Origin of the sequence: Chitinophaga oryziterrae, assembly GCF_009758125.1 — a bacterium.
Lineage (GTDB): Bacteria > Bacteroidota > Bacteroidia > Chitinophagales > Chitinophagaceae > Chitinophaga > Chitinophaga oryziterrae.
This window is the reverse complement of sequence record NZ_WRXO01000006.1, coordinates 400,367-424,632: the sequence shown is the minus strand read 5'-3', so window position 1 is coordinate 424,632 and position 24,266 is coordinate 400,367. Positions and strand designations below refer to the sequence as shown.

Annotated in this window: 16 protein-coding genes; 13 read left to right on the top strand and 3 right to left on the bottom strand. The window is 44.8% G+C overall.

The genetic code is table 11. The features are described 5' to 3' along the window. Nucleotides 1-14 precede the first annotated feature (14 nt). From GO495_RS21440 to GO495_RS21380, 13 genes are all read left to right on the top strand, one after another. Nucleotides 15-833: a glycogen/starch synthase gene (locus tag GO495_RS21440; protein ID WP_157301774.1), complete on the top strand. Its 819-nt coding sequence runs from the start codon at nucleotides 15-17 to the stop codon at nucleotides 831-833. Between the two features lie 237 nt (nucleotides 834-1,070). After that, complete coding sequence (gene metK / locus GO495_RS21435) at nucleotides 1,071-2,324, top strand: methionine adenosyltransferase (RefSeq protein WP_157301773.1); 1,254 nt, start codon at nucleotides 1,071-1,073, stop codon at nucleotides 2,322-2,324. A gap of 84 nt (nucleotides 2,325-2,408) precedes the next feature. Beyond that, nucleotides 2,409-2,996, top strand: coding sequence for an RNA polymerase sigma factor (locus GO495_RS21430; protein ID WP_157301772.1), 588 nt, complete (start codon nucleotides 2,409-2,411; stop codon nucleotides 2,994-2,996). A gap of 123 nt (nucleotides 2,997-3,119) precedes the next feature. Further along, nucleotides 3,120-4,298, top strand: coding sequence for a FecR family protein (locus tag GO495_RS21425; RefSeq protein ID WP_157301771.1), 1,179 nt, complete (start codon nucleotides 3,120-3,122; stop codon nucleotides 4,296-4,298). Nucleotides 4,299-4,564: 266 nt separating this feature from the next. After that, the gene (locus tag GO495_RS21420; protein ID WP_157301770.1) at nucleotides 4,565-7,840 is read left to right on the top strand and encodes a TonB-dependent receptor; all 3,276 of its coding nucleotides are present in this window, start codon (nucleotides 4,565-4,567) and stop codon (nucleotides 7,838-7,840) included. A gap of 17 nt (nucleotides 7,841-7,857) precedes the next feature. Then, the gene (locus GO495_RS21415) at nucleotides 7,858-9,303 is read left to right on the top strand and encodes a RagB/SusD family nutrient uptake outer membrane protein (RefSeq protein WP_157301769.1); all 1,446 of its coding nucleotides are present in this window, start codon (nucleotides 7,858-7,860) and stop codon (nucleotides 9,301-9,303) included. 84 nt (nucleotides 9,304-9,387) lie between these two features. Then, nucleotides 9,388-12,801 carry a carbohydrate-binding protein gene (locus GO495_RS21410; protein ID WP_157301768.1) on the top strand — a complete coding sequence of 1,138 codons (3,414 nt, stop codon included), beginning with the start codon at nucleotides 9,388-9,390 and terminating at the stop codon, nucleotides 12,799-12,801. Between the two features lie 264 nt (nucleotides 12,802-13,065). After that, nucleotides 13,066-15,171: a polyphosphate kinase 1 gene (gene ppk1, locus GO495_RS21405; protein ID WP_240915286.1), complete on the top strand. Its 2,106-nt coding sequence runs from the start codon at nucleotides 13,066-13,068 to the stop codon at nucleotides 15,169-15,171. A gap of 36 nt (nucleotides 15,172-15,207) precedes the next feature. Further along, nucleotides 15,208-16,095, top strand: a complete 888-nt coding sequence (locus GO495_RS21400) for a Ppx/GppA phosphatase family protein (protein WP_157301766.1) — start codon at nucleotides 15,208-15,210, stop codon at nucleotides 16,093-16,095. Between the two features lie 60 nt (nucleotides 16,096-16,155). Further along, nucleotides 16,156-16,971 carry a 3-methyl-2-oxobutanoate hydroxymethyltransferase gene (panB, locus tag GO495_RS21395; RefSeq protein WP_157301765.1) on the top strand — a complete coding sequence of 272 codons (816 nt, stop codon included), beginning with the start codon at nucleotides 16,156-16,158 and terminating at the stop codon, nucleotides 16,969-16,971. 9 nt (nucleotides 16,972-16,980) lie between these two features. Continuing rightward, nucleotides 16,981-17,874 carry a DUF1338 domain-containing protein gene (locus GO495_RS21390; RefSeq protein ID WP_157301764.1) on the top strand — a complete coding sequence of 298 codons (894 nt, stop codon included), beginning with the start codon at nucleotides 16,981-16,983 and terminating at the stop codon, nucleotides 17,872-17,874. A gap of 233 nt (nucleotides 17,875-18,107) precedes the next feature. After that, nucleotides 18,108-19,637 (top strand): L-piperidine-6-carboxylate dehydrogenase, encoded by a 1,530-nt coding sequence (amaB, locus tag GO495_RS21385; protein ID WP_157301763.1) that lies wholly within the window; start codon nucleotides 18,108-18,110, stop codon nucleotides 19,635-19,637. A gap of 380 nt (nucleotides 19,638-20,017) precedes the next feature. Further along, the gene (locus GO495_RS21380; protein WP_240915285.1) at nucleotides 20,018-21,706 is read left to right on the top strand and encodes a S8 family peptidase; all 1,689 of its coding nucleotides are present in this window, start codon (nucleotides 20,018-20,020) and stop codon (nucleotides 21,704-21,706) included. Nucleotides 21,707-21,817: 111 nt separating this feature from the next. On the opposite strand, the gene GO495_RS21375 is transcribed toward GO495_RS21380, so the two are convergent. Genes GO495_RS21375 through GO495_RS21365 form a run of 3 tightly spaced genes read right to left on the bottom strand, consistent with a single transcriptional unit; the run spans nucleotide 21,818 to nucleotide 24,057 of the window. Next, nucleotides 21,818-22,231, bottom strand: a complete 414-nt coding sequence (locus GO495_RS21375) for a DUF4870 domain-containing protein (RefSeq protein WP_157301762.1) — start codon at nucleotides 22,229-22,231, stop codon at nucleotides 21,818-21,820. Between the two features lie 33 nt (nucleotides 22,232-22,264). Then, a complete protein-coding gene (locus GO495_RS21370; RefSeq protein ID WP_157301761.1) occupies nucleotides 22,265-22,987 on the bottom strand; it encodes a DUF4276 family protein in 723 nt (240 codons plus the stop codon). Then, nucleotides 22,984-24,057 carry an ATP-binding protein gene (locus GO495_RS21365; protein WP_157301760.1) on the bottom strand — a complete coding sequence of 358 codons (1,074 nt, stop codon included), beginning with the start codon at nucleotides 24,055-24,057 and terminating at the stop codon, nucleotides 22,984-22,986. The genes GO495_RS21370 and GO495_RS21365 overlap by 4 nt, the downstream gene beginning before the upstream one ends. Between the last annotated feature and the right edge of the window lie 209 nt (nucleotides 24,058-24,266).

The window sequence follows — 24,266 nt, the reverse complement described above, 5'->3', positions numbered from 1 at the left end:
AATATCAGCATTAGATGTCCACAAAGAAACGAATTCTTTTTATTGCTCAGGAGATGTCGCCTTATCTGGAATTAACAGATTATGCGAATATGATCAATAAGATGGCAATTAAGTCCAATGAGTCTGGTCTGGAAGTGCGGGTGATCATGCCGCGGTTTGGCATTATCAACGAAAGAAGGCACCGGCTTCACGAGGTGGTAAGACTGTCTGGCATTAACATTGTGATTGAAGGAGATGATTATCCGTTGATTATCAAGGTGGCATCATTGCCAAACGCCCGGTTGCAGGTTTATTTCCTGGACAATGAAGATTACTTCAAACGCAAAGCTTTATTCACTGACGAGAGCGGACAGTTCTACGACGATAATGCAGCACGTGCAGTATTCTTCTGTAAAGGAGCTTTAGAAACAGTGAAGAAGTTTGGCTGGCCTCCCGACATTATCCATTGCAGCGGCTGGATGACCTCACTCATTCCTGTATATCTGAAAACAGCCTACAAAAAGGAACCTGTATTCGCTCACTCCAAAGTGGTGTATTCCATGGAAGAGAACTCATTTACAGAAAATCTCGGCGCAGGCTTCATTAAAAAAGCGATCATCAGTACCCAGATCAAGGAAAAAGACCTTGAACCTTATAAAGAAGGTACAAACAGTGCCCTCAATAAAGGCGCTGCTAAATATGCTGATGCGGTAGTATTGGCCAGCGATAAAGTAGATCCGAAAGTAGTAGAAGAATTACAGGCAGAGAAAGGCAAGATCGTTATTCCCTACAAAGATAACAACGAAGATCTCGCAGATTACCTGCAATTGTACGCTCAGTTACTCGGAAAGTAACACTCATCAACGATCCGTAATAATTCACAAGATTTTTATATAGCGTCCCGGGAGACTCCCGGGACGCTTTTTTATGCTTAAATTGTTAAAACTGAATATTTTCCCTAGAGAAGCGACAGAATATAGTTAGATTACTTATTTTTGTGCCGGTTTACCAGTAAGCATACCACCAAAATGCCAAATAATGGTAAATTATACTGCAAAATCATACTAACTCTTTAAAGCCGTAATCATTTTATGCCTTATTTATTTACCTCAGAATCAGTATCCGAAGGACATCCGGATAAGTTGGCCGATCAGATCTCCGATGCACTGATAGATAATTTTCTTGCTTACGATGCCACCTCTAAGGTAGCCTGTGAAACACTGGTAACTACCGGTCAGGTAGTATTAGCCGGAGAAGTAAAATCTGAAGCTTACCTGGATGTGCAGGAGATTGCGCGTGAGGTGATCCGTAAGATAGGTTACACAAAGAGCGAATATATGTTTGAAGCTAACTCCTGTGGTATCCTCTCTGCGATTCATGAGCAGTCCCCGGATATCAACCAGGGCGTTGAACGTAAAAACCCGGAAGAACAAGGCGCTGGCGACCAGGGTATGATGTTTGGCTATGCTACCCGTGAAACGGAGAACTACATGCCACTGGCCCTCGATCTGGCACACAAACTCCTGATCGAATTGGCTGCTATCCGCCGCGAAAACAAAGAAATCACTTATCTCCGCCCGGATGCTAAATCACAGGTAACTATCGAATATTCCGATGATAATCAGCCTATAAGAATTGATGCTATCGTTATCTCTACCCAACACGATGATTTCGATGAGGAAGGGAAAATGCTGGCAAAAATCAAGGACGATATGATCAAGATCCTGATCCCACGCGTTAAAGCACAACTGAAACCCGAGTTACAGAAACTCTTCAGCGATAAGATCATCTATCATATCAACCCAACCGGTAAATTCGTAATCGGCGGTCCTCACGGTGATACCGGCTTAACCGGCCGTAAGATCATCGTAGATACCTACGGTGGTAAAGGCGCTCACGGTGGTGGTGCTTTCTCCGGTAAAGATCCTTCCAAAGTAGACCGCTCCGCTGCATACGCTACCCGTCACATCGCTAAGAACCTGGTAGCTGCCGGTTTAGCAGACGAAGTACTGGTACAGGTATCCTACGCTATCGGTGTTGCCAAGCCTTGCGGCCTCTTCATCGATACACACGGTACCGCGAAAGTGAAAATGACAGACGGCGAAATCGCCAGGAAAGTAGAAGAGATCTTCGACCTCCGTCCTTACGCGATCGAACAACGCCTGAAACTCCGTAATCCTATCTACAGCGAAACTGCTGCTTACGGTCATATGGGTCGTGAAAGCAAGATCGTTACCAAAACCTTTAACAAAGGTAAAAAGCTCGAAAAGACCGTAGAAGTGGAACTGTTTACATGGGAAAAACTCGACTATGTTGATAAAGTAAAAGCTGCATTCGGACTGTAAGTTCGTTTTACAAAATATAATGAAAGAAGCCGGTTCCAATATTTTTGGAACCGGCTTCTTTCATTTTTGTTATTTTAGCCATGAATGCATGCATCTATATACACTGACAAAGAACTGTTCCAATTGATATCGGAAGGAGATGAATCGGCTTTCCGGAAGCTTTTTCATGCATATGTTCCCCAACTGCGCCCTCTTATAATGCATATTACCAAAACGGCCGCCATCACAGAAGATATTATACAGGAAACCTTTTTACGATTGTGGATCAGCCGCGACAAGCTGATTGATATAGAGAATCCGCGTTCCTGGATCCTACGCATTGTTTTTCACCAGTCATTCTCCTATCTGCGCCATCAGGCAGTCCATCACAAAGCAATGGATATCATGGCTTCTGTTAGTGAAAGCGACAACAGCACAGAGGAAACCCTGGCATACACTGCTATGGTGCAACTAATAGGTAATGCGGTACAGCAATTACCCCCACAGGCAAAACGGATCTACCTGCTCAGCCGGGAAAAGGGATTGAAAATTCCTGAGATTGCCGCAAAACTATTCATTTCTCCCAATACCGTTAAAAACTCCCTGGTGAGGTCCCTTCAATCCATCCGCAAATACCTGGAAGCATCCGGGCACCTAATACCGGCCTTTTTAATATGGCTGCTGAAGCTGTAAAAAATATTTTCCGGTTGATAGGTCCTAAATGTATCCCCGGGCGTCTGTTATAATAGGGCATATACTCTTTGGGGGGGAATAATAACACGTTTACTGAAAAAGCCACGTTTAAAAAGATAAAAATTGCAAGTCCAAGATCGCTTAGCGTACCTGATTCTGCAGGCTGCCAGTCATACTGCTACCGTTGATGAATTACAGGAATTGTCAGACCTGATCAAAGCAGATCAGACAGGCAACATTTCCCGGCAGATAGAAACAATACTGCTGGAGGGAATGCCAGCGGATAATACTGCTTATAATACCGCCTATTGGGACAAGGTTGCTGATAAAATACTGGCTGCCGATCATGCTACGGCCGCTAAACCTGTGACGCTTTACAAATGGATGGCTGTTGCTGCTGCCATCGCCTTATTAATCATTTCCGCCGGCGCATATCTGCTGCTGCAACCACACAAACAACCACTTCCAATAGCTGCCGTACAACCTGCTATTACTCCCGGTGGGAACCGGGCCGTGCTCGTACTGGCAGACGGTACACAAATTCCGCTGGATAGTGCTGTAAACGGCACGCTTGCACAACAGGGCAATACACAGATCATTAAACCGGGCAGCGGTCACCTCACGTATACGCATAATGGTGCAACACCAAATGCCGAAGTACAGTACAATACCCTGCGTACGCCACGCGGCGGCCAGTTCCAGCTTCAATTGCAGGATGGTACCAAAGTATGGCTGAATGCCGCCAGCTCATTAAAATATCCGACAGCTTTTACTGGCAAAGAAAGGAACGTAGAACTTACCGGGGAAGCCTATTTTGAAGTAGCTCACTCTTCTGCCCTGCCCTTTCGTGTGAATATAAATACCGGCCCGATGAAAGTAGATGTGTTGGGGACCAGATTCAATATTATGGCCTATGAAGAAGAAGAACTGGTAAAAACGACTTTGCTGGAAGGTGCAGTAAAAGTAACGGGTAACGGCAGTGCCAAACGTCTGCAACCCGGTCAGGGTGCCAGTTTAAACAGGCATAACGGTACGATGGAAGTACTGGACCATGTGAATACGGAAGAAGCAGTAGCCTGGAAGAACGGTTCATTCCAGTTTGAAGGAAATGATATCCAGTCTGTCATGAGGCAGATAGCCCGCTGGTATGATGTGGACGTTGTATACAAAGCGCCCGTTCCGGCTCACTTCCGGGGTATAATACCCAGGAACGCAGAGGTATCACAACTGCTGCATACGCTGGAACTTACCGGTGAAGTTCATTTTGAAATACGCGGAAAACAAATCATTGTATCACCATAAAATATTTAAATGCTGTAGTGATGAGTCCTTAATATTCTTATACCTGTACTTGAATTCCACGTTGACCACCCGGCAAAAAAAACCGGAAGCGTTCGTACCGCTCCCGGAAAATTCAGGTCAATAAATTACAATCGTTTAGCGCAATTATTCATTATTTACCCAAACCATACAAATGTATGCAATTGATGCTTTTTTCCCAAAGCAGGAGGACCTGCTTTGCCAGGAACAAAAAAATTCCACGCTTATCAGCAAAAACGTTACTGATTATGAAATTAACGGCGCTTTTGATGACTATTGTACTGCTGGAGGTAAATGCCGCAGGATTTTCACAAACAGTTACCCTTTCCCAACACAATACGTCTCTGGATAAAGTTTTTAACGAGATAAGGAAACAAACCGGTTATACATTCCTGTATACCGATGAACAATTATTCCACGGGCATGAAGTGACGTTGCAATTAAAAGAAGCCTCCCTGAAACAGGCACTGGATGCCTGTTTTCGGAATCAGCCACTCACCTACACTATCACGGAGAAGATCATCATTGTTAAACGTAAACAGCCGGATGATACGGCTCCCCAGATGACGATAGCTGAAAGGGAAATAAAAGGGAAAATTACAGATGCCAAAGGAGAACCACTTCCCGGTGTTACCATACAGGTAAAGGGTACTACCAAAGGAGTGCTGACCAATGACAAAGGGGAATACACGATCAGTGTACCGGACGAAAATGCAGTGCTGATCATTTCATCCCTGGGTTATAACAAAGAAGAGGTACCGGTAGCGGGTAAAACGGAAATAGCAGTAACACTGCAGTTGTCAACCTCCAATATCAATGAGCTGGTAGTAATAGGTTATGGCGAACAAAAAAAAGGTTCCATTACCAGTTCCATCACCTCTATCTCTTCCAAAGAATTTGAGGGGCAGCCGGTGAACAGGCTGGACCAGGTCCTGCAGGGCCGGGCATCAGGCGTACAGGTTACGAATGCGGCCGGTTCTCCGGGTGGCAGTGTAAGGATCAGGATCCGTGGCGCCAACTCTATCAATGGCGATAATGGTCCCTTGTATGTAGTAGACGGTTTTGTAGGAGCGGAATTCTTCGCTATTAATCCGGATGATATCGAATCTGTACAGGTACTGAAAGATGCTGCTGCTACTGCTATTTACGGGAGTCGTGGCTCCAATGGCGTCATCATCATCACTACCAGGAAAGGTGGTAAAAGCGGATTAAAAGTGAACTTCACTACCCGGCTCTCATCTTCCACAGTGATAAAAAAGCTGGACCTGCTGAATGCGGGTGATTTCGCGACGACAGCCAATGCACATGCAACAGCGGTAGGTACGACTAAACCCTTTACAGATCAACAGATAGCCGACTATTACGCTAAAGGCGGGACGAACTGGCAGAATGAGATCTTCAGACGCGCTCCCAGTCAGGAATATCTTCTGAGCCTGGCAGGCGGGAATGACAAGTCCGGTTATTTTATTTCCGGTAACTACCTGAACCAGGATGGTGTTATCATTAATTCCGGCTACAAACGGTACACCCTTCGTTCCAATATTAATGCGGCCCTTTCAAACAGAATATCCGCTTTCCTCAATATCACCGGTTCTTACAGTACAGCGCAGAATGTTGATATCCCTGCTGATGGACCCAGTAGTCCTTTAGCACAGGCTATCACCTGGTCGCCAACCGTTCCTGTGAGGAAAGCAGATGGTACCTATACTATTGCCGATCCGGTTGGCTCCGTTTTCTCTAATCCTGTTGCACTCACAATAGACAGGCTGGCTGTTACTGACAGGATGCTTGCCAACATGATAGGTGGTTTTAAGTTTGATATTTTACCCGGACTTACATTTAACCTGCAGTATGGCGCCAACTACCTGGAATATGAGAATAAGAGTTTTGGCGGTAAGGTGACCAATTCCGGTACAGCTACCAGTAGCCTGCGTTCCAATAAAGAGATCAGGTTACAGAACACCAACACGCTGAACTACAGCCGGTCATTCAATAATATACACCGGCTGGATATCACTGCTGTAGCGGAATACCAGCAATCTGTCTACAACTACTTTAGTGCCGGTGCATCCAATCTCACCTATGAATCTTTTCAATGGAATAACCTTGCGCTTGGTACCCCCAGCAGTCCTTCTTCGGGGTATACCAAATGGGCTTTATTTTCTTTAGTAGGTCGTGTCAACTACGGATTTAAAGATAAATACCTGGTATCTGCTGCGTTAAGACGCGATGGTGCATCTAAATTCCTGGGCAATAATAAATACAGCTATTTCCCTTCTGTTTCTGCGGGATGGATATTGTCTAAAGAATCATTCCTCCAGGACATATCCGTACTCAGTAATTTAAAACTGCGGGGCAGCTGGGGACTTACAGGCAGTCAGGGTGCAAATCCCTACAGTACTTTTTCTTCTTACTCCAACAGGATTGCATCGTTTACCAACGCTACGTTTCTCAATGGGATCGTACTGGGTAACATCGGTAATCCCGATCTTAAATGGGAGACCACAGAACAAAAGGATGTGGGATTGGATATAGGATTATTTAACGGCAGGATTGCACTTGCGGCCGATTATTTCATTAAGGATACACGCGATCTGCTGCTGAATGAATCACTGCCCTTATACCTGGGTGGCAATACGATTACCAGGAATGTAGGTTCCGTACAAAATAAAGGATGGGAATTTTCTCTCGAAGGTATGGTGATAGATCACCATCATTTTACCTGGAATAGCTGGTTCAATGTTTCTTTTATTAAAAATAATGTCACGTCTATTGGCGCTGGTAAAAAACTGATCTTCGATCCAAATGACCGTAAAATAGGTGGAGGCATGTCTCCGCAATCAGAGTTTGTGATCATGCCGGGTCAGCCACTGGGAGCCATCTGGGGTTTAACCTACCTCGGCACCTGGAAACCGGGAGAGGAAAAGGCCACTGCATATGGCGCAAAAGCAGGTGATTCCAGGTACCTGGATGTGAATAACGATGGTGTGATAGATGCAGGTGACTACGCAGTCATCGGCACCGGGATCCCAAAAACATCCATTGGCTGGAACAATACGTTCAGTTATAAAGCATTCTCCCTGAACGTCCTTCTGCAGGGGCTTTTCGGATTTGATAAATTAAACTATAACAAAGCGGCCGCCATGTATTACGGTGGTGATGCCAGGGAAGCTACACTGGTAGATATAAAGGACCGGTATATCCCCGGTGTGAATGAAACTTCCAATATTCCTGCATTCAGTTCCACCAACAGGAACTTTACGCAAAGCACCCGCTTCCTGGAAAAAGCAGATTTCCTTCGTCTGAAAAACGTGAGCCTGTCTTATGATATACCAAAGTCCATGCTGAAGAATACCGCAGGTATAAAGCTTTTTATCAGTGCTACCAATCTCTTTACCATCACAGGTTACAGCGGGATAGACCCCGAAGCCAATTCTTCTGCAGGTGATATCCGTCAGGGTATTGATTATGGCTCTTATCCCAATGCAAAAACCATTACAGGAGGATTAACACTTAGTTTTTAATGATAATTACTATGAACATGAAGAGAATATACTTAGTTGTTTGCCTGTTCCTGGCAGCCGGTTGCAGCAAAGAACTTACTGAAGAACCCAAAGGTCTGGTGGGCGGCGCTGCAGCACTCAGCAGTATGGCAGGCCTGGAATCAGCGCTCACAGGGGCATACGGCAGTTTAATGGTGCCCTGGACAAGTGGTTTTACCACCGTGTCACAGATTGCGATGACGATGGGAGGTGATGATCTGACCACACATCCCGGTTCTAACAAAGAAGAATTCAGGGAATTTGACCGCTTCAATGTATCCTCCCTGAATAGCAGGATGACTCCCATCTGGCTGGGTTGTTATAAGACCATCCAGTCAACCACCAACATCATCAATAACTATTCTGCCGTACTGGATGGTAATCAAACCACCATCAACACGATTGCAGGAGAAGCCTATTTTTTGCGGGCACTTTGTTATTACTGGCTCACCAGGTTATGGGGAGAAGTACCTATTATTCCATCTGAGAATTACTCACCATCCTATCTTACATTATCAAAGAGTTCACCTGCTGATGTTTATAAACTGATAGAAGAAGATCTGGCGAAAGCAGAGGAACTGGTACCCAATACCAAACGTGATCCGGGAAGGCCCAACAAAGGTTCCGTGAAGGCATTACTGGCAGATGTATATCTTACAGAAGCCGGATGGCCGCTGAAAGACCAGTCGAAATACGCACTGGCGGCCGCAAAGGCCAAAGAGGTGATCGATAATAAAGCAACCTATGGTTTTGACCTGTACCAGGGCGGCTACCTGAAAGTCTTTGCCGGTGGTACAACAGAAGATGTGTTCACCCTTTTTACAAGAGGACAGTGGTCTACCTACAACTCATTCTACGGCCTATCAACCATGCCGGAGAATGAAGGCGGCTGGAGCGACTTCTTCCCGGAGCTGCGGTTCTTTAATAACTTCCCCGCCGGTACCAGGAAAGATGCCACCTTCTCTACCGAATTTGTTATTAACGGAGATACGATTCCCTGGCAGGAAACCACTACAAAACATCCGTATTATAAGAAATTCACGATACAATCCGGTACAAAGGCCACCTACATGTCTAACAATCCCGTTATCCTGGTCCGTTATGCACATGTATTACTGATCTATGCCGAAGCACAGGCAAGGGCAACCGGTACACCCGGTAATGAAGCCTATGCTGCCGTGAATGCGGTTCGTGCAAGAGCCGGACTGCAAGACCTCCCAACGGGTTTATCCGGGGCCGATTTTGCAGATGCGATCGTGAATGAAAGAGCCTGGGAATTTGCAGGAGAATGGAATCGCTGGTTCGACCTGGTAAGGCTGGAAAAAGTGGAGGCTGCTAATGCTGATAAAGACCCGGCAGATCTGCAACCTGCCCAGGCGATCACCAAAGCTAATTACCGGATGCCAATACCTGGTGCCGATGCGTTAGTTAATCCGAATCTATAGATACGATACTTTTTATTCCACGATAATGTTTTAAAAAGCAAGGGAACATCCTTGCCCCTGTTATTCATTGTAAAATAAACCGTTATGAAAAACATCTCAACACTTCTCGTGTTGCTGAGTGTATTGCTATGCAATCAACTCAAAGCACAATTCCTTTTACTGGATGATATGGAAGGCAACGGTCCCTGCGCCGGCAGGTGGACCTACTACGCCGGAACGACCACCACCGGTAAGGTGGAGTTTGGCGTACCTAACCCCGATCTGTCCGGTCTTAATACCAGCGCACATGTAGCAAAATTCACGAAAGACACCAGCTGTTTTGAGTATATGAGCGCCGGCTGTAATATGACTGATTCGTTTGATCTCTCCAATGGCAGCGTATTTAAAATGCTGGTGTACTGTAGCACAAAAGATGAGATCATGTTTAAGCTGCAACCGGGTAATGATTACAGCAAAGCTGTTTACTTCACCTATAAGGTAAGCCAGATCAACCACTGGGAAGAAGCCACCTTCAATTTCCAGAGTGTACAGCAAAGAACGGATTTCAACCGGGTGGAAGTACATTATATTGATGGGAAAAAGGCGGCCGGTATCTTGTATTTTGATCTCGTACAGGCGCCTAATCCTACCGGTATCACGTTAACCAATACACGTATTCTGATGGGACAGGAAAACGGTACCATCATCCCTGCAAAACTGCATGGTGATGTATTCAAACCCACACTTACTAAAGCTAACTGGACAAGTCCTAACCTTCCATCCGGTGTTACTATCTGTGATGTACAACGTGTAAACGATACCATGGCCAATATTAAATTGCATGGTAACTCTCCCATCAACTATTCACGTACTACACTGAAATTATACGTATCCGGACAGGAACTTGTAAACTCCAACGCCAGCAGTTATCCCGCAAAAGGCAATGTAATATTTGAAGGCAACCCCAACTGGACCATGATCTATAACGATGAATTTAACACTGACGGGCTGCCCGATGCTACGAAATGGACCGTTGACCCACGCCCCAAAGGCTGGATCAATGGTGAGCAACAGGTATACACAGATACAACACATGATAATATACGTGTGAAGGATGGCCGCCTTATTATTAAAGGTAAAAAGGATTTCCCTACAGGTAATACCAGTGAACCCTGGTCGTCCGGCCGCCTGATTTCACAGGGTAAGATGGATTTTATGCACGGTAAAGTGGAAGTAAGAGCAAAACTGCCACGTGCCCGCGGTTCCTGGCCAGCTATCTGGCTGATGCCGACAACCAGCGCTTATGGTGGCTGGCCTAAAAGCGGGGAATTGGATATCATGGAACATGTAGGTAATAATTTCGGTACCGTACTCTCAACTGTACATACCCAGAACAATAACTGGACGAATGGAGGGCATCTTTCAGCTTCCCTTCTCCTGCCTGATGTAGATACCGTATTCCATGTATACGCGCTGGAATGGACGCCCGATTCTTTGCGGTTCACATATGACAGCACTAAATGTTATACCTATGTTAACCCACAAACAGACTGGAAGGACTGGCCCTTTGATCAGCAATTCTATGTAATACTGAATGTTGCCATTGGCGGCGGTATGGGTGGTACTATTACTGAAGCCGACTGGCCGGATAGTATGACAGTAGACTATGTACGCATCTACCAGAAAGGGTTGGGAACACCCGTGCTAGATACCATTATCGTCTCTCCTTCCAGCCTCTCCTTTGTACCCGGAAAAACGCAGCAGTATACGGCAAAAGCGCTTGATCAGAACGGTCGTCCAATGACCATCACCCCCGTCTGGAGCATTACCGGTAACGGTAATACGATTACAGCAAACGGGCTGGCTACACTGGATACAACCGGCAAAGTTACAGCTACCGCTACGGTAAACGGCGTAACTGTTTCCGGCAGCGCGGATATGACTGTGCGGGCTACCAACTATAAACCCATACCGGTTAAAATAGAGGCGGAAAACTTTGATAATTCCAACTCATGTTGCACAGAACCAACGGCTGATACAGGTGGTGGTGTGGATGTCAGTTATATAGGTAGTGGTACCTGGTTTGATTATGACCTTACCGTACCGGACTCCGCCAGCTACCGCATACAGTTCAGGGTGGCTGTCAGTACTGCCTCCAGTATAAAGATCATGGATGATACCACCACTTTGCAAACAGTAAACCTGCCCGCCAGTGGTGGATGGCAGAACTGGATAACAGTTACATCTGCCCCTCTTGCTTTCACTCCGGGACACAAAACCATACGCATATATTCTAATACTTCCGGCTTTAACTTTAACTGGCTTAATATTCTGTATGCCGATTCCGTGACTTTGTCGCGCATCAATGTTACACCGGATACGGCCATGCTGAATACAGGGCAAACAAAACAGTTCACCGCTACGGGTTATGATGCGAACAATAATCAGATGGTCATCTCCCCCGTATGGAGCGTCTCCGGAGCTACTATCAGCGCAAATGGCCTGTTCAGCAGTACCGCTGCCGGTACTTATGTCATAAAAGCTACTGCTGATGGCATCAGCGATAGTTCCGTTGTTCAGGTGAAACAAGCTCCCGTATTAACCACTATCCGCATCACACCGGCGGATACCGTTACCGTACCTTTGGGCGCTGCACAGCAATTTACGGCAAAGGGGTACGACCAATATGATAGTGTGATCACAGTTACTCCCACCTGGACTGTTACCGGTGCGGGTAATGTTATCAGCAATACAGGCATCTTCATTGCGGGTAATACACCTGGGACCTATACCATTACTGCTACCGCAGGTAGCGTATCCGGAACGGCAGTTGCCGTAACGGGCTATACCTGTACGGTCAATAATAAAACCGAAGCCGAAACCGCCTCTTCCTATGCTTCCGGCCCTTATTTACAAACCTGTACAGATGTTGGCGGCGGACAGAACTTCACGAACCTCTACGCAGGTAACTGGTTTGCATACAGCAACCTCAATGTACCTGTTGCGGGTCGTTATACTATCAGTTTCAGGGTGTTAACAACGGCGCCGGCAACATTAAGTGTGGGACATAGCGGTATGACCTTCGGGACTATCAGTCTGCCGAACACCGGTGGGGTCTGGAAAACGATCAGTGATACCATTACTTTACCGGCATTAACTTACACCGGTCTGCATGTAATCTCCGGTACCTATAAAATAAACTGGTTCAGTATAGATAATTGTGCACATGACACAACTACACTTCTTACAACAGGTCTGGCAGTAAAAACGGATAGTAAAACTACCGTGAATACCGTATATCCGAATCCCACTACCGGACCGGTTATAATAGACCTGCATAACCAGTCTTACAAGCAGCTTACCCTGCTGGACCTGCAGGGTAATGTACTCAGGCAGTGGAATATCAGGCAGCATGAAACAAGGATCAGTAAAGATCTCAGTTTCCTGCCCAGTGGCATTTATATACTAAAACTGGAAGGAGGCAGCAAAACAGGCATATTCAGGGTTGTTAAACTTTGATGCTGTAATAATAGTTGTAAAGGCTTACCAAAACCGGGTTTTGGCAAGCCTTTACTGCTTTTGTTAATATCTGCATAAAGAGACTGCTATTATATCTTCTCTATCAACAGATTATCTTATCTTTAGTACATATCATAAATTTAACATTGGATATTATCCAAAATCTGTATTGTTGTGGTAACAGTATAACCACAACCGTTAATTGCCCATAATATGCGATTGTCAAATAGTGAGCCGTTTGATATTATAACTCAAGAACAGGCAATGGAAAAGAAGAATAACAGCAAAAAGAATTTGCCGGCAAAAAGGAAAATGATTCCCAGGGATATCAGTTGGCTGGCATTCAACGCAAGAGTATTACAGGAAGCTGCCGATGCCAGCGTACCCCTTCATGAAAGGATCCGTTTCCTCGGTATCTTCTCCAACAACCTGGACGAATTCTTCCGCGTACGCGTAGCTACCCTTAAAAGGATGCTGACAGTAGGTAAATCCGCCCGCATGCATCTGGAAGAAAACCCGGAACAGATCCTGGACGAAATCCAGAACGTGGTAATAGATCAGCAACGTGAATTTGACCGCATCTGGGAAGGCATCGAAGACGAACTGAAAGAACATAAAATATTCATCCGCACAGAAAAACATCTCAATAAAGAACAACAGAAGTTTGTGCTGAACTACTTCAATGAAGAGGTACGTACCAATATCATCCCCCTGATGATAGAAAGTATACAGCACTTCCCGTTCCTGCGCGATAAATCTATCTACCTGGCCGTAGTACTGGCCCGGCAGGATAATTCCGTAAGACAGAAATTCGCACTGATAGAAATACCTACTACCGTCCTGCCCCGCTTTATCATATTACCACCGGCTAAAGAAGGGGAACACGATATCATCCTGATGGAAGACCTCGTGCGCTTCTGCCTCCCGCATATCTTCTCCTTCTTCGGTTATGATAAATTCCTGTCACATATTATCAAAGTGACCAGGGACGCGGAACTGGATATAGACAACGATATCTCCACGAGCCTCATCCACCAGCTGGAAAAAGGCATCAAAGAGCGACGCAAGGGTAAACCGGTACGCTTCGTATACGATAAAGACATCGACCCCCTGTTACTGGAATACCTCATGCGCCGCCTGGGCCTGTCCAGGAAAGACAACCTCATTCCCGGCGCCAGGATCCATAACTTCAAGGATTTCATGGACTTCCCCTCTTCCGTATTCACAGACAGGATCAACCCTGCCAGGAAGAGCTTCATCCATCCGCTGTTTGCAGAAGCGACCAGCGTCATGCATGTGATCCAGGGACAGGACGTGATGCTACACCTTCCCTACCACTCCTTCGATACCATCATCGACCTCCTGAGGGAAGCCGCCATCGATCCAAACGTTATCAGTATCAAGATAACGGCTTACCGCCTGGCCAAAAACTCCCGCATCGTTAATGCACTCACCAACGCCGTACGTAATGGTAAACAGGTAACTGTAGCTTTGGAATTAAGGGCCCGCTTTAACGAAGCAGATAACCTGGAATGGAAATCACGACTGGAAGATGAAGGCGTAAAGGTACTGATCGGTATACCCGGACTGAAAATGCACGCCAAACTATGCGTCATTAAAAAACGCATTGGTATCAAAACCGTGCAATGTGGATTCGTCAGCACCGGTAATCTCAACGAGAAAACCGCCCGCGTTTACGGAGATCATTGCCTGCTCACGGCTAACCGCAGCATCATGGCGGATATTAACCGGGTATTCAGTTACCTGGAAAGTCCCAAACATGACGTGAAAATACTGGAAGCCTGCAAAACCCTTCCCGTAAGCCCTTACAGCATGCGCTCCTTCTTTACCCGCATGGTGGACAGAGAGATCAAGAATGCCCTCAGCAAAAAGAACGGTGGCAGCATGATCCTCAAAATGAACTCCCTCTCCGATCCCGAACTGATCAACCGTTTATACGAAGCAGCCCGCAGTGGTGTGAATATCAAACTGATTATAAGGGGTATCTGTTGTGCCTACACGGAAAACAAAAAATGGAAGAAGGATATTCAGGCCATCAGTATCGTGGATGAATACCTGGAACATGCACGTGTGTTCGTGTTCCATCAGGGCGGACAGGAAAAGATCTACATTTCTTCCTGCGACTGGATGCTGCGCAATCTCGATCATCGCGTGGAAGTAGCCGTACCCATCCTTGATCCGCATATCTGCCAGGAACTGAAAGATATACTGGATATCCAGCTGAGCGGTAACGTGAAAGCACGTATCCTCGATAACGATCAGAAGAACGAATACAAACGTGAAGGCAGCAAGAAAGTACGCTCCCAGATTGAGATATTCCGCTATCTTCATGAAAAGCAGTACAAGTAATTTTTAGTTACTTTTGCACCCGGATAAACACTAAATATGAAGCTAGCTGCCATTGATATAGGTTCCAACGCTGCCCGCCTGCTCATTTCAGAAGCATCGCCGAACAGCCTGGGACGAATGGATTTCACCAAGGTCAACTTTCTGAGAGTTCCGTTACGACTGGGAGTGGACGTATTCACCAATGGCACAATCACCGAAAAAAGAGCAGATCACCTGCTTAAAACCATACAGGCATACAAACTGTTACTGGAAGTATACGAGGTAAAACACCTCAAGGCATGTGCTACCTCAGCCATGCGTGATGCCTCCAATTCTGCCGAGATCCTTGACAAGGTAAAGACACAGACCGGCATTGATATACAAGTGATATCCGGACAGGAAGAGGCTTCTTTCCTGTTCGAAAGTCATGTGGCGGAACATCTTGATAAGAGCCGTTCCTACATGTATGTGGATGTGGGCGGTGGTAGCACAGAAATAACCCTGTTCAGTAATAACGCACTCGTACATAAAGAATCTTTCAATATTGGTACCATCCGTCTCCTGCAAAAACAGGTCACGGATGAACAGTGGCAATATATGAAGGAGACCATCAAACAACGGATCAAAGGATTGAGCGCTGTCACCGTCATCGGTTCGGGCGGTAATATCAATAAAGTCTTTTCCCTCTCCAAACGCAAAGAAGGTAAACCACTTACGCTGGATGTATTAAAGGACTACTACAAAGAATTCAGCAGTTTTACCGTAGAAGAAAGGATCCACCTGTACAACCTGCGGGAAGACCGCGCAGACGTGATCGTCCCCGCCTTACAGATCTATGTGAACGTAATGCGCTGGGCAGATGCTACGGAGATCTACGTGCCCAAGATCGGTCTGGCCGATGGCCTGATACAATCCCTCTACGCTGAGGTTAGCCATAATAAATAGACTGATTTGCCCGATTTAATGATTATGCCTACCTTAACGCGCTTTTAATCATTATATACGATGTCTACGCACAAGGAAGTTAAGAGGATCACAACGCATATTCTGCAGAAAATGAAGGACGATGGGGAGAAGATCTCCATGATAACAGCTTACGATTACTCCATGGCCCGTATTTTTGACGACGCCGGGATGGACATATTACTGGTCGGAGACTCTGCGGCCAATGTAATGGCCGGATACGAAACCACACTCCCTATCACACTTGATAACATGATTTATCATGCCGCCTCTGTAGTAAGGGCCATCAAGCGTTCATTTGTAACGGTAGACCTTCCCTTCGGTACCTACCAGGGGAACTCCAAGGAGGCCCTTGCATCGGCCATCCGCATCATGAAAGAAACAAGCGCTCACAGCGTGAAAATAGAAGGTGGGGAAGAAATCCTGGAATCGGTAAAACGCATCATTTCAGCAGGCGTCCCTGTCATGGGACACCTGGGATTAACGCCACAATCCATCAATAAATTCGGAACCTACGCAGTACGGGCTACCGAAGAATCCGAAGCACAGAAGTTACTGAACGATGCCCGTTTATTACAGGACGCCGGCTGTTTCGCCATTGTACTGGAAAAAATACCGGCATCCCTGGCCAAACAGGTAGCAGAAAGCGTCCGTATCCCGATTATCGGTATCGGTGCTGGTAAACATGTAGACGGACAGGTACTGGTGATGCACGATATGTTAGGAATAAACAAAGATTTTAAACCACGTTTCCTCCGCAGATACCTCAATTTATATGAGGAGATCAAAAAGGCCTCCCAGGCATATATCCACGATGTAAAAGCGAAGGATTTCCCCAATGATAATGAACAATATTAAAATTGTTGTATGTTAGATTATGTTCTGAATGGCCTGATGCGCCGCTATCAGGAACGTGTACCTGATGTTGCCGCCATCATACAGGCAATGATCAACGAGAACATTATTCAGCGCGCAGAAGACATTGAAAACGACCATATTGCCTTCAGGACAATAGGTGTTCCGCAGCTGGGTATACAATCGTTCGAAAAGATCTTCCTGCATTACGGTTACACGAAAAGAGACCCCTACCACTTTAAGGAAAAGAAACTGGACGCCTTCTGGTATGCCCCTCCTGCCCCCCATTACCCGCGTATTTTCGTGAGTGAGTTAAGGGTAAAAGATCTCAGTAAAGAGGCACAGGCTATCATTACGAGTTACACCAGCGAAGTAATCACGGACCCTGTCAATCAGCTGGACCTGAACAGCGGTGTAATAGTAGACAACTTCCTGCACAGCGCTTTATGGCGTACACCTACCATTCAGGATTATCAGGCCCTTGCCGCAGAAAGTGAATATGCTGCCTGGGTAATCTATAACCGGTATTACCTGAACCATTTTACGATCAGCCTGCAAAACCTCCCTGAAGGATATAATACCGTTGCGGATTTTAATGCCTTCCTGGAAAAGAAGGGTTTTGTGCTGAACAATGCAGGTGGTAAGATAAAGACCAGTCCGGATGGCCTGTTATTACAAAGTAGCACCGTTGCAAGAATGATCCCGGCCACCTTTGCAAATAATGAGACGCTCCGGATAGCCGGCTCTTATGTAGAGTTTGCAGAACGTAAGGTGTTGCCCCAGTTCGCACATCTCCCTGCGTCGTCCATTACCCGGGAGCAACGCCGCGAAGGCTTTGAAGCCGGTAATGCCGATAAGATCTTCGAAAGCACTTATAGCTCTCAGACAACTCAGAAGGGACAATAAGATGTTGTTTATCATAAATACACTACATCTGACTGCTTAGTTCTCTGATTTAGCTTTAGAATATGGGTTCAGGATCTGTTTTTCAATTTAACTTCACCTGATATTCACGTCAGATAAGGTGTATTTATCAATAAACAACATCTGGCGCGAAGATTATGTAATCAAACTGAGTCATATTCAATATAATATAGCACCAAAACCTTTCTTAATTTTGCTCTTTAATTCTCATTTACATGGTTAACGATATTTTACAGCAACTCAATATAAAGCCGGAGAACAGCGGCGTAAGCACCGGAACAGTATGGTTGGAAGCCACCGGCGACTACCTCCAGGCAGATTCTCCGGTAGATGGTCAGGTGATCTCCAAAGTAAAAACTGCCAGTCACAAAGACTACGATACCGTAATAGAAAAAGCGACCGCTGCTTTTAAGGAATGGCGTCTATGGCCCGCTCCGCGTCGCGGTGAAGTAGTAAGACAGGCAGGGGAAGCGCTGAGAAAGAACAAAGAAGCCCTGGGCCGCCTGGTTTCCTATGAAATGGGAAAAAGCCTGCAGGAAGGGTATGGTGAAGTACAGGAGATGATAGACATCTGCGACTTTGCTGTAGGGCTCTCCCGCCAGTTATACGGTTTAACCATGCATTCTGAAAGACCTGGTCACCGCATGTACGAGCAATGGCATCCCCTGGGCATTACAGGCATCATCTCGGCCTTTAACTTCCCGGTAGCTGTATGGAGCTGGAACTCCATGTTAGCGATGGTATGTGGTAACGTATGTGTCTGGAAACCATCAGAGAAAACACCGCTGTCTGCTATTGCATGTCAGCTGATCATACAGGACGTACTCCGTGCCAACAATGTTCCGGAAGGGGTTTGTAACCTTGTAACCGGAGGGCGTGAGTTAGGCGAATGGATGGCCGCGGATACACGTATTCCTTTAGTATCCGCCACCGGTTCTACCCGCATGGGTAAGGCCGTAGGCGCCGCAGTAGGTACCCGTCTGGGGCGTTCCCTGCTGGAACTGGGAGGCAACAACGCCATCATCATTTCCGAAAACGCCGACCTGGACATGTCCCTCATCGGTTGCGTATTTGGCGCCGTAGGTACTGCCGGTCAGCGTTGTACCAGTACCCGCCGCTTAATCATCCACGAAAGCGTATATGAAGCTTTTACACAGAAACTGGTAAAAGCATACCAGCAACTGCGTATCGGCAACCCGCTGGATGAGAACAACCACGTAGGTCCCTTGATCGATAAAGCCGCAGTACAGTTATACCAGCAGGCAATTACCGAAGTAAAGGCCGAAGGCGGTAGCTTCCTGGTGGAAGGTGGCGTACTGGAAGGTGACAACTACACATCCGGTTGTTATGTAAAACCTTGCATTGCAGCAGTTGAGAACAACTTCAAAATTGTACAGCATGAGACTTTTGCTCCCATCCTGTATGTAATGAAATACAAAACACTGGAAGAGGCGATCGCCATGCAGAACGGCGTTCCACAGGGTTTATCTTCCGCCATTATGACACTGAATCTCAGGGAAGCAGAACTCTTCCTCTCCCAAACAGGTTCAGATTGCGGTATTGCCAATGTAAATATCGGTACTTCCGGTGCAGAGATCGGTGGTGCTTTTGGAGGTGAGAAAGAAACCGGCGGCGGGCGTGAAAGCGGTTCTGATGCATGGAGGGCTTATATGCGCAGGCAAACCAATACGATCAATTACTCAACACATCTTCCTCTTGCTCAGGGAATTAAGTTTGATCTATAAAAATAAGGGGCTGTTACTCAGCTCCTTATTTTTATAGTTTATACAATAAGCAGCAATTTCAACCGTTATATACTTACAAAAAAATAGCGAGGCTAGAGAACCTCGCTTTTTCGTTAAACGGAAACCATGCTTATGAGAAAAATCACCTGATAGCCAAGGCTACCGGGCATTCTTCAAAAACTAAATATTATACTTTTTTCTGGAATTTCATATTCAACTTTTGTGCTACTTTAATAACCTGTACCCACCCTACATTGTTCAGTTATCCATGTTTTAACTCGCTTATCACTAAAGCCCCTCTCCAAACATTACATTTTACATATCTTTAACCAAATATGGTATTCGTATTGCAAACAGCTTATTGAGAAAAAAATAATCTAATGAAATTTAGCAGAGCGCTGGCAGTCATGGCAGGTGGTGTTGCGATGGTGACTGCACTTACAACGAGCAAATCCTATGGTCAGGGTACTACAGCTATTCCCAAAAACTGGCAGTTACTAAACTACGCTACAGACAGTGTTTACGGTACCGGTGTTGAAAAAGCCTATAAGGACCTGCTGAAAGGCAAAAAAAGCACCCCGGTAATAGTGGCAGTAATAGACTCAGGTATAGATACTACACATGAAGACCTCAAATCCATTTTATGGACAAATCCTGGAGAAATTCCAGGTAATGGAATTGATGACGACAGAAACGGTTACGTGGATGATATTCACGGATGGAATTTCCTCGGCGGCAAAGACGGTAAAAGTGTAAAAGAAGATACAGATGAAGGGACCCGCGAATACTACCGTTATAAAAGACTGTATATCAACCCGGACTCCGTTCTAGATAAACAATCTAATGAATATGCCTACTGGGAGAAACTGAAAGGCAAATATGTAAAACCTACAGGGGAAAACAAGATCAACTACAAAAAGATGCTGACCCTGCAGGAGAACATGAAGAAATGTGAAGACCTTCTCTCCGGCTACTTACATACAACTGATTTCACTACCAGTAAACTGGACAGCATCCAGACTACCGACCAGGGGGTAATGATGGCGAAGAACTTTATGTCCCGGTTGATGAAAAGCACTGGTGAGCAGGACATTACTTACGCCGACTTCAAGTCTGAACTCGAAGAATACGTAGATGATCTGAAACGGAAAGCAGAACAGGCAGATGGCGAACCTACCGATAAACGCGCAGAAATCATCGGAGATAATATCAACGATATCAACGACCGCTACTATGGTAACAACGATGTAATGGGTCAGTTCGGCTTCCACGGTACACATGTTTCCGGTATCATCGCTGCCGTAAGGAATAATGGCGTTGGCATGGACGGCATCGCTGATAATGTGAAGATTATGCTGGTAAAAGCAGTACCTGACGGAGATGAACGTGATAAAGATATTGCCCTGGCTATCCGCTACGCAGTAGACAACGGCGCCCGTGTGATCAATATGAGTTTTGGTAAAGGTTTCTCTCCGCACAAAGACTGGGTAGATGCTGCTATTAAATATGCAGATGAAAAAGGAGTATTGCTTGTACATGCTGCCGGTAACGACGGTAACAACAACGACTCTACGGATAACTTCCCGAACCCTGATTTCGCAGACCATACCCACCCTGCCAACTTCATCACTGTAGGCGCCAGCAGCAATGGTAAACAAGGCCCTAAGATTGCAGGTTTCTCTAACTATGGTAAGAAGAGCGTAGACCTGTTCGCCCCCGGTGTACAGATCTATTCTACCGTACCAGGTGGTAATAAGTACGGCAGCGCCAGCGGAACAAGTATGGCCTCTCCTGTAGTAGCAGGAGTAGCGGCGCTGGTCCTTTCCTATTATCCTGATCTGAGTGCCAGACAGTTAAAGTATGTGCTTGAGAAATCTGCTACACCTTTACCTGATGGTACCAAAGAAGTGATCAAACCAAATACGGATGAGAAAGTCCCTTTCTCTGACCTCTCTATCAGCGGCGGCATAGTAAATGCGTATGAAGCATTAAAACTGGCGGCTACTGTTAAAGGTGACCTGGCCCCGAAGAAAGGGAAAGCCAAGGTAAACCCTATTAAAAAAGGATAATCTCACTATAGATAAAAACAAACTCCCGGCAAAAATACTTTGCCGGGAGTTTGCATAAAAAAGCTCCTGCAGACAAATACCTGCAGGAGCTTTTTTAATATTGAAATATCCTTATTTCACAATTCTCCAGCTAAGTGGATATCTGTACGCTTCTCCCTTATTCGCCTTCACAGCGCCCATAATAGAAAAGATAAGATTGAGCAGCCATATCAGACCATAACCTCCTGAGACAAAAGTAATGTCTGAGAAATCAAAATTCCCCCTGTGGAAGATGATTGAGTTTAATGACCAGAAGCCCATACTAATAGCACTGATAATACCTAAAGCGGCACTCACGATGCTAACGGTGATCTGGAAATTCAGTGCTTCTTTACCCTGATCATCAACGAATGTATACTCATTACGTTTAACCAGCCAGATAATCAAAGCGCCGAGAATATTACCTACTGAGGGTAAAATCAGCGAACCGATAATCCCGCCCAAATGTGCGAGTGTTCCCCAGGTTCTTTCTTCTTTTTGTTGCATAAGGGATTTATTATAGGTTAGAAAAATAAATTATTATGTGGTTGGTATTTGCAGATATTGATAGAATTCCTTAAAAGATTGACACTTGTCGCTCTCCAGCAACTCTAAGTAATCATCCCTTTCAATGTGACTAACCAGGGCGTTAATATCACCTTTACTTTTACTATATCGTTGCCCCACAAGTTTAAATATCTCTTCTACATTATCTGCAGGATGAAAAAATATATTCTCCGGATCTTCTTTATTTAAGTCAAATCCCAAATGCTGCTGAATAAATGCTGGTGTTAATTGGTTGTCCATCCGTTCGAAAGATTTCCTTAACCCCAACAGCCAGGTTTCTATTTCCATAATGGCAAAAGAAAAGAAGATATTGTCTGATTTAATTTGTGATCTATGTCCTTCAATGAATTTTTGATTAATCCCGAGATCTATTCTATGATTTTTAACCTGTTTTTTATAGTCTTCCGAATACATATCTCTCAAGCCTATAATCCGTCCAAAACCAGCATTTTTCATTTGTGGTTCCCTCTTCAGAATTCTTGTAAGAACGCTTTGATCACTCCCTACATTGATTATCTGAAAATAATGATCTGCATGTTCATTAGGAAAGGCATATTCTGTAGCATGAAAATTTACATCAGTAAAGAGAGTAAAGCATTCCAGCGATATATTCTGATATTCGAATACTTTTAACAATAACTCCCTAACGAAGATCAATTCCGTTTGTCCTTCAACAAATATAGCCGTTTTCGTCATTTCTTAATTTTTTGGGCTATATAATCAGAAGCCAGAAAATCGAAATTAGACAGACCGGTAAATTGAAAATCATTAAACAGATCTGGTTGATTTTTAGGATTTAATGCAGTAACGATTCCTCCTTCTCTTTGTAACAGATTCCAATATTTTAAATCGACTACATCCATGAGAAACATATCATTGGAAGTTGCGATTAACTGGATATTATTCTGCATACAATTATCAAACAATAGCTTGCCTAATTTAGTAGCCCTGTCATAATCCAGCCCTTCACACAAATCATCAATAATGATAGTTGCCGGTTGTTTTTGGGAAAGCAGGTATTCTATAAAAATCAATATATAGAGGCTGCGAAACATCCCTTGGGATAGTTGATAATGTCCAAGCGTTTTTGCTAAATCAGATTCCTTAATAAACAGGAAGTTTGTAGGGCTGCCTTCTGCGAAAACAATATCATCAATCTTATATCCGATTTTGACCAGGTTACACTTGACCCGTTCCTGACTTTCTTCACTTAATGTTTTATGCAAAGAAGGTATATCATCAATTGCATTAAGCAGGTTATAGTTTAAATTATGAGGTAATTCAGGCCCTATGATTCCAAATTTAAACCCGTATGAATGTTCTGCCCAATTGATGATTTCTTCCAGGTAAGGATATTTCTTTATATCGCGGGTAGTATGAATCGTCAATTTACCTTCAGGGGGATAGATTTCCTGCAGAGTTTTATCTAATTCGCTAAAAAGTGTTGTTCGCTCTGAATTTCTCTGCAAATAAATCTTACCACCTATTGTTATTTTTTCATATTCAACTATCGGATCTCCGATAGTTAAGCCTGTTTTAAACTGATAATTAATAACCCCGAATTCGTTAGAAAGGAACGTTACATTCCAGTCACCTCTTCCTGGCAGACTTACTTTTTGGGTAATAATTTTACCCAGTAGATCTAAAACACCTAATGTCTTCGACTTTCCAGTCGAATTTTTACCAACGATTAAACTAACGTTATCAAATTCGAGATTCTTAATCTCCCAATCGGTTGTTTTATACGATAATTCTGTTAACCTCATTTTTATTTGCTGCTTAATAGCTAGTTAACGAAGATATTATTTGATTTCGGAACAGGCTTACTAACCTGATTTCTGGTAGTGGCTCAGTTTGATTACATAATCTTCGCGCTGGATGTTGTTGATCAATAAATACACCTTATCTGACGTGAATATTAGGTGAAGTTATATTAAAAAACAAATCCTGAACCCATATTCCAAAGCCAAATCAG

Bases quoted from the DNA above. Each gene is read 5' to 3' on its own strand.
- GO495_RS21440 (WP_157301774.1), top strand. From the start codon at position 15: ATGTCCACAAAGAAACGAATTCTTTTTATTGCTCAGGAGATGTCGCCT.
- metK (WP_157301773.1), top strand. From the start codon at position 1,071: ATGCCTTATTTATTTACCTCAGAATCAGTATCCGAAGGACATCCGGAT.
- GO495_RS21430 (WP_157301772.1), top strand. From the start codon at position 2,409: ATGCATGCATCTATATACACTGACAAAGAACTGTTCCAATTGATATCG.
- GO495_RS21420 (WP_157301770.1), top strand. From the start codon at position 4,565: ATGAAATTAACGGCGCTTTTGATGACTATTGTACTGCTGGAGGTAAAT.
- GO495_RS21415 (WP_157301769.1), top strand. From the start codon at position 7,858: ATGAAGAGAATATACTTAGTTGTTTGCCTGTTCCTGGCAGCCGGTTGC.
- GO495_RS21410 (WP_157301768.1), top strand. From the start codon at position 9,388: ATGAAAAACATCTCAACACTTCTCGTGTTGCTGAGTGTATTGCTATGC.
- ppk1 (WP_240915286.1), top strand. From the start codon at position 13,066: ATGGAAAAGAAGAATAACAGCAAAAAGAATTTGCCGGCAAAAAGGAAA.
- GO495_RS21400 (WP_157301766.1), top strand. From the start codon at position 15,208: ATGAAGCTAGCTGCCATTGATATAGGTTCCAACGCTGCCCGCCTGCTC.
- panB (WP_157301765.1), top strand. From the start codon at position 16,156: ATGTCTACGCACAAGGAAGTTAAGAGGATCACAACGCATATTCTGCAG.
- GO495_RS21390 (WP_157301764.1), top strand. From the start codon at position 16,981: ATGTTAGATTATGTTCTGAATGGCCTGATGCGCCGCTATCAGGAACGT.
- amaB (WP_157301763.1), top strand. From the start codon at position 18,108: ATGGTTAACGATATTTTACAGCAACTCAATATAAAGCCGGAGAACAGC.
- GO495_RS21380 (WP_240915285.1), top strand. From the start codon at position 20,018: ATGAAATTTAGCAGAGCGCTGGCAGTCATGGCAGGTGGTGTTGCGATG.
- GO495_RS21375 (WP_157301762.1), bottom strand. From the start codon at position 22,231: ATGCAACAAAAAGAAGAAAGAACCTGGGGAACACTCGCACATTTGGGC.
- GO495_RS21370 (WP_157301761.1), bottom strand. From the start codon at position 22,987: ATGACGAAAACGGCTATATTTGTTGAAGGACAAACGGAATTGATCTTC.
- GO495_RS21365 (WP_157301760.1), bottom strand. From the start codon at position 24,057: ATGAGGTTAACAGAATTATCGTATAAAACAACCGATTGGGAGATTAAG.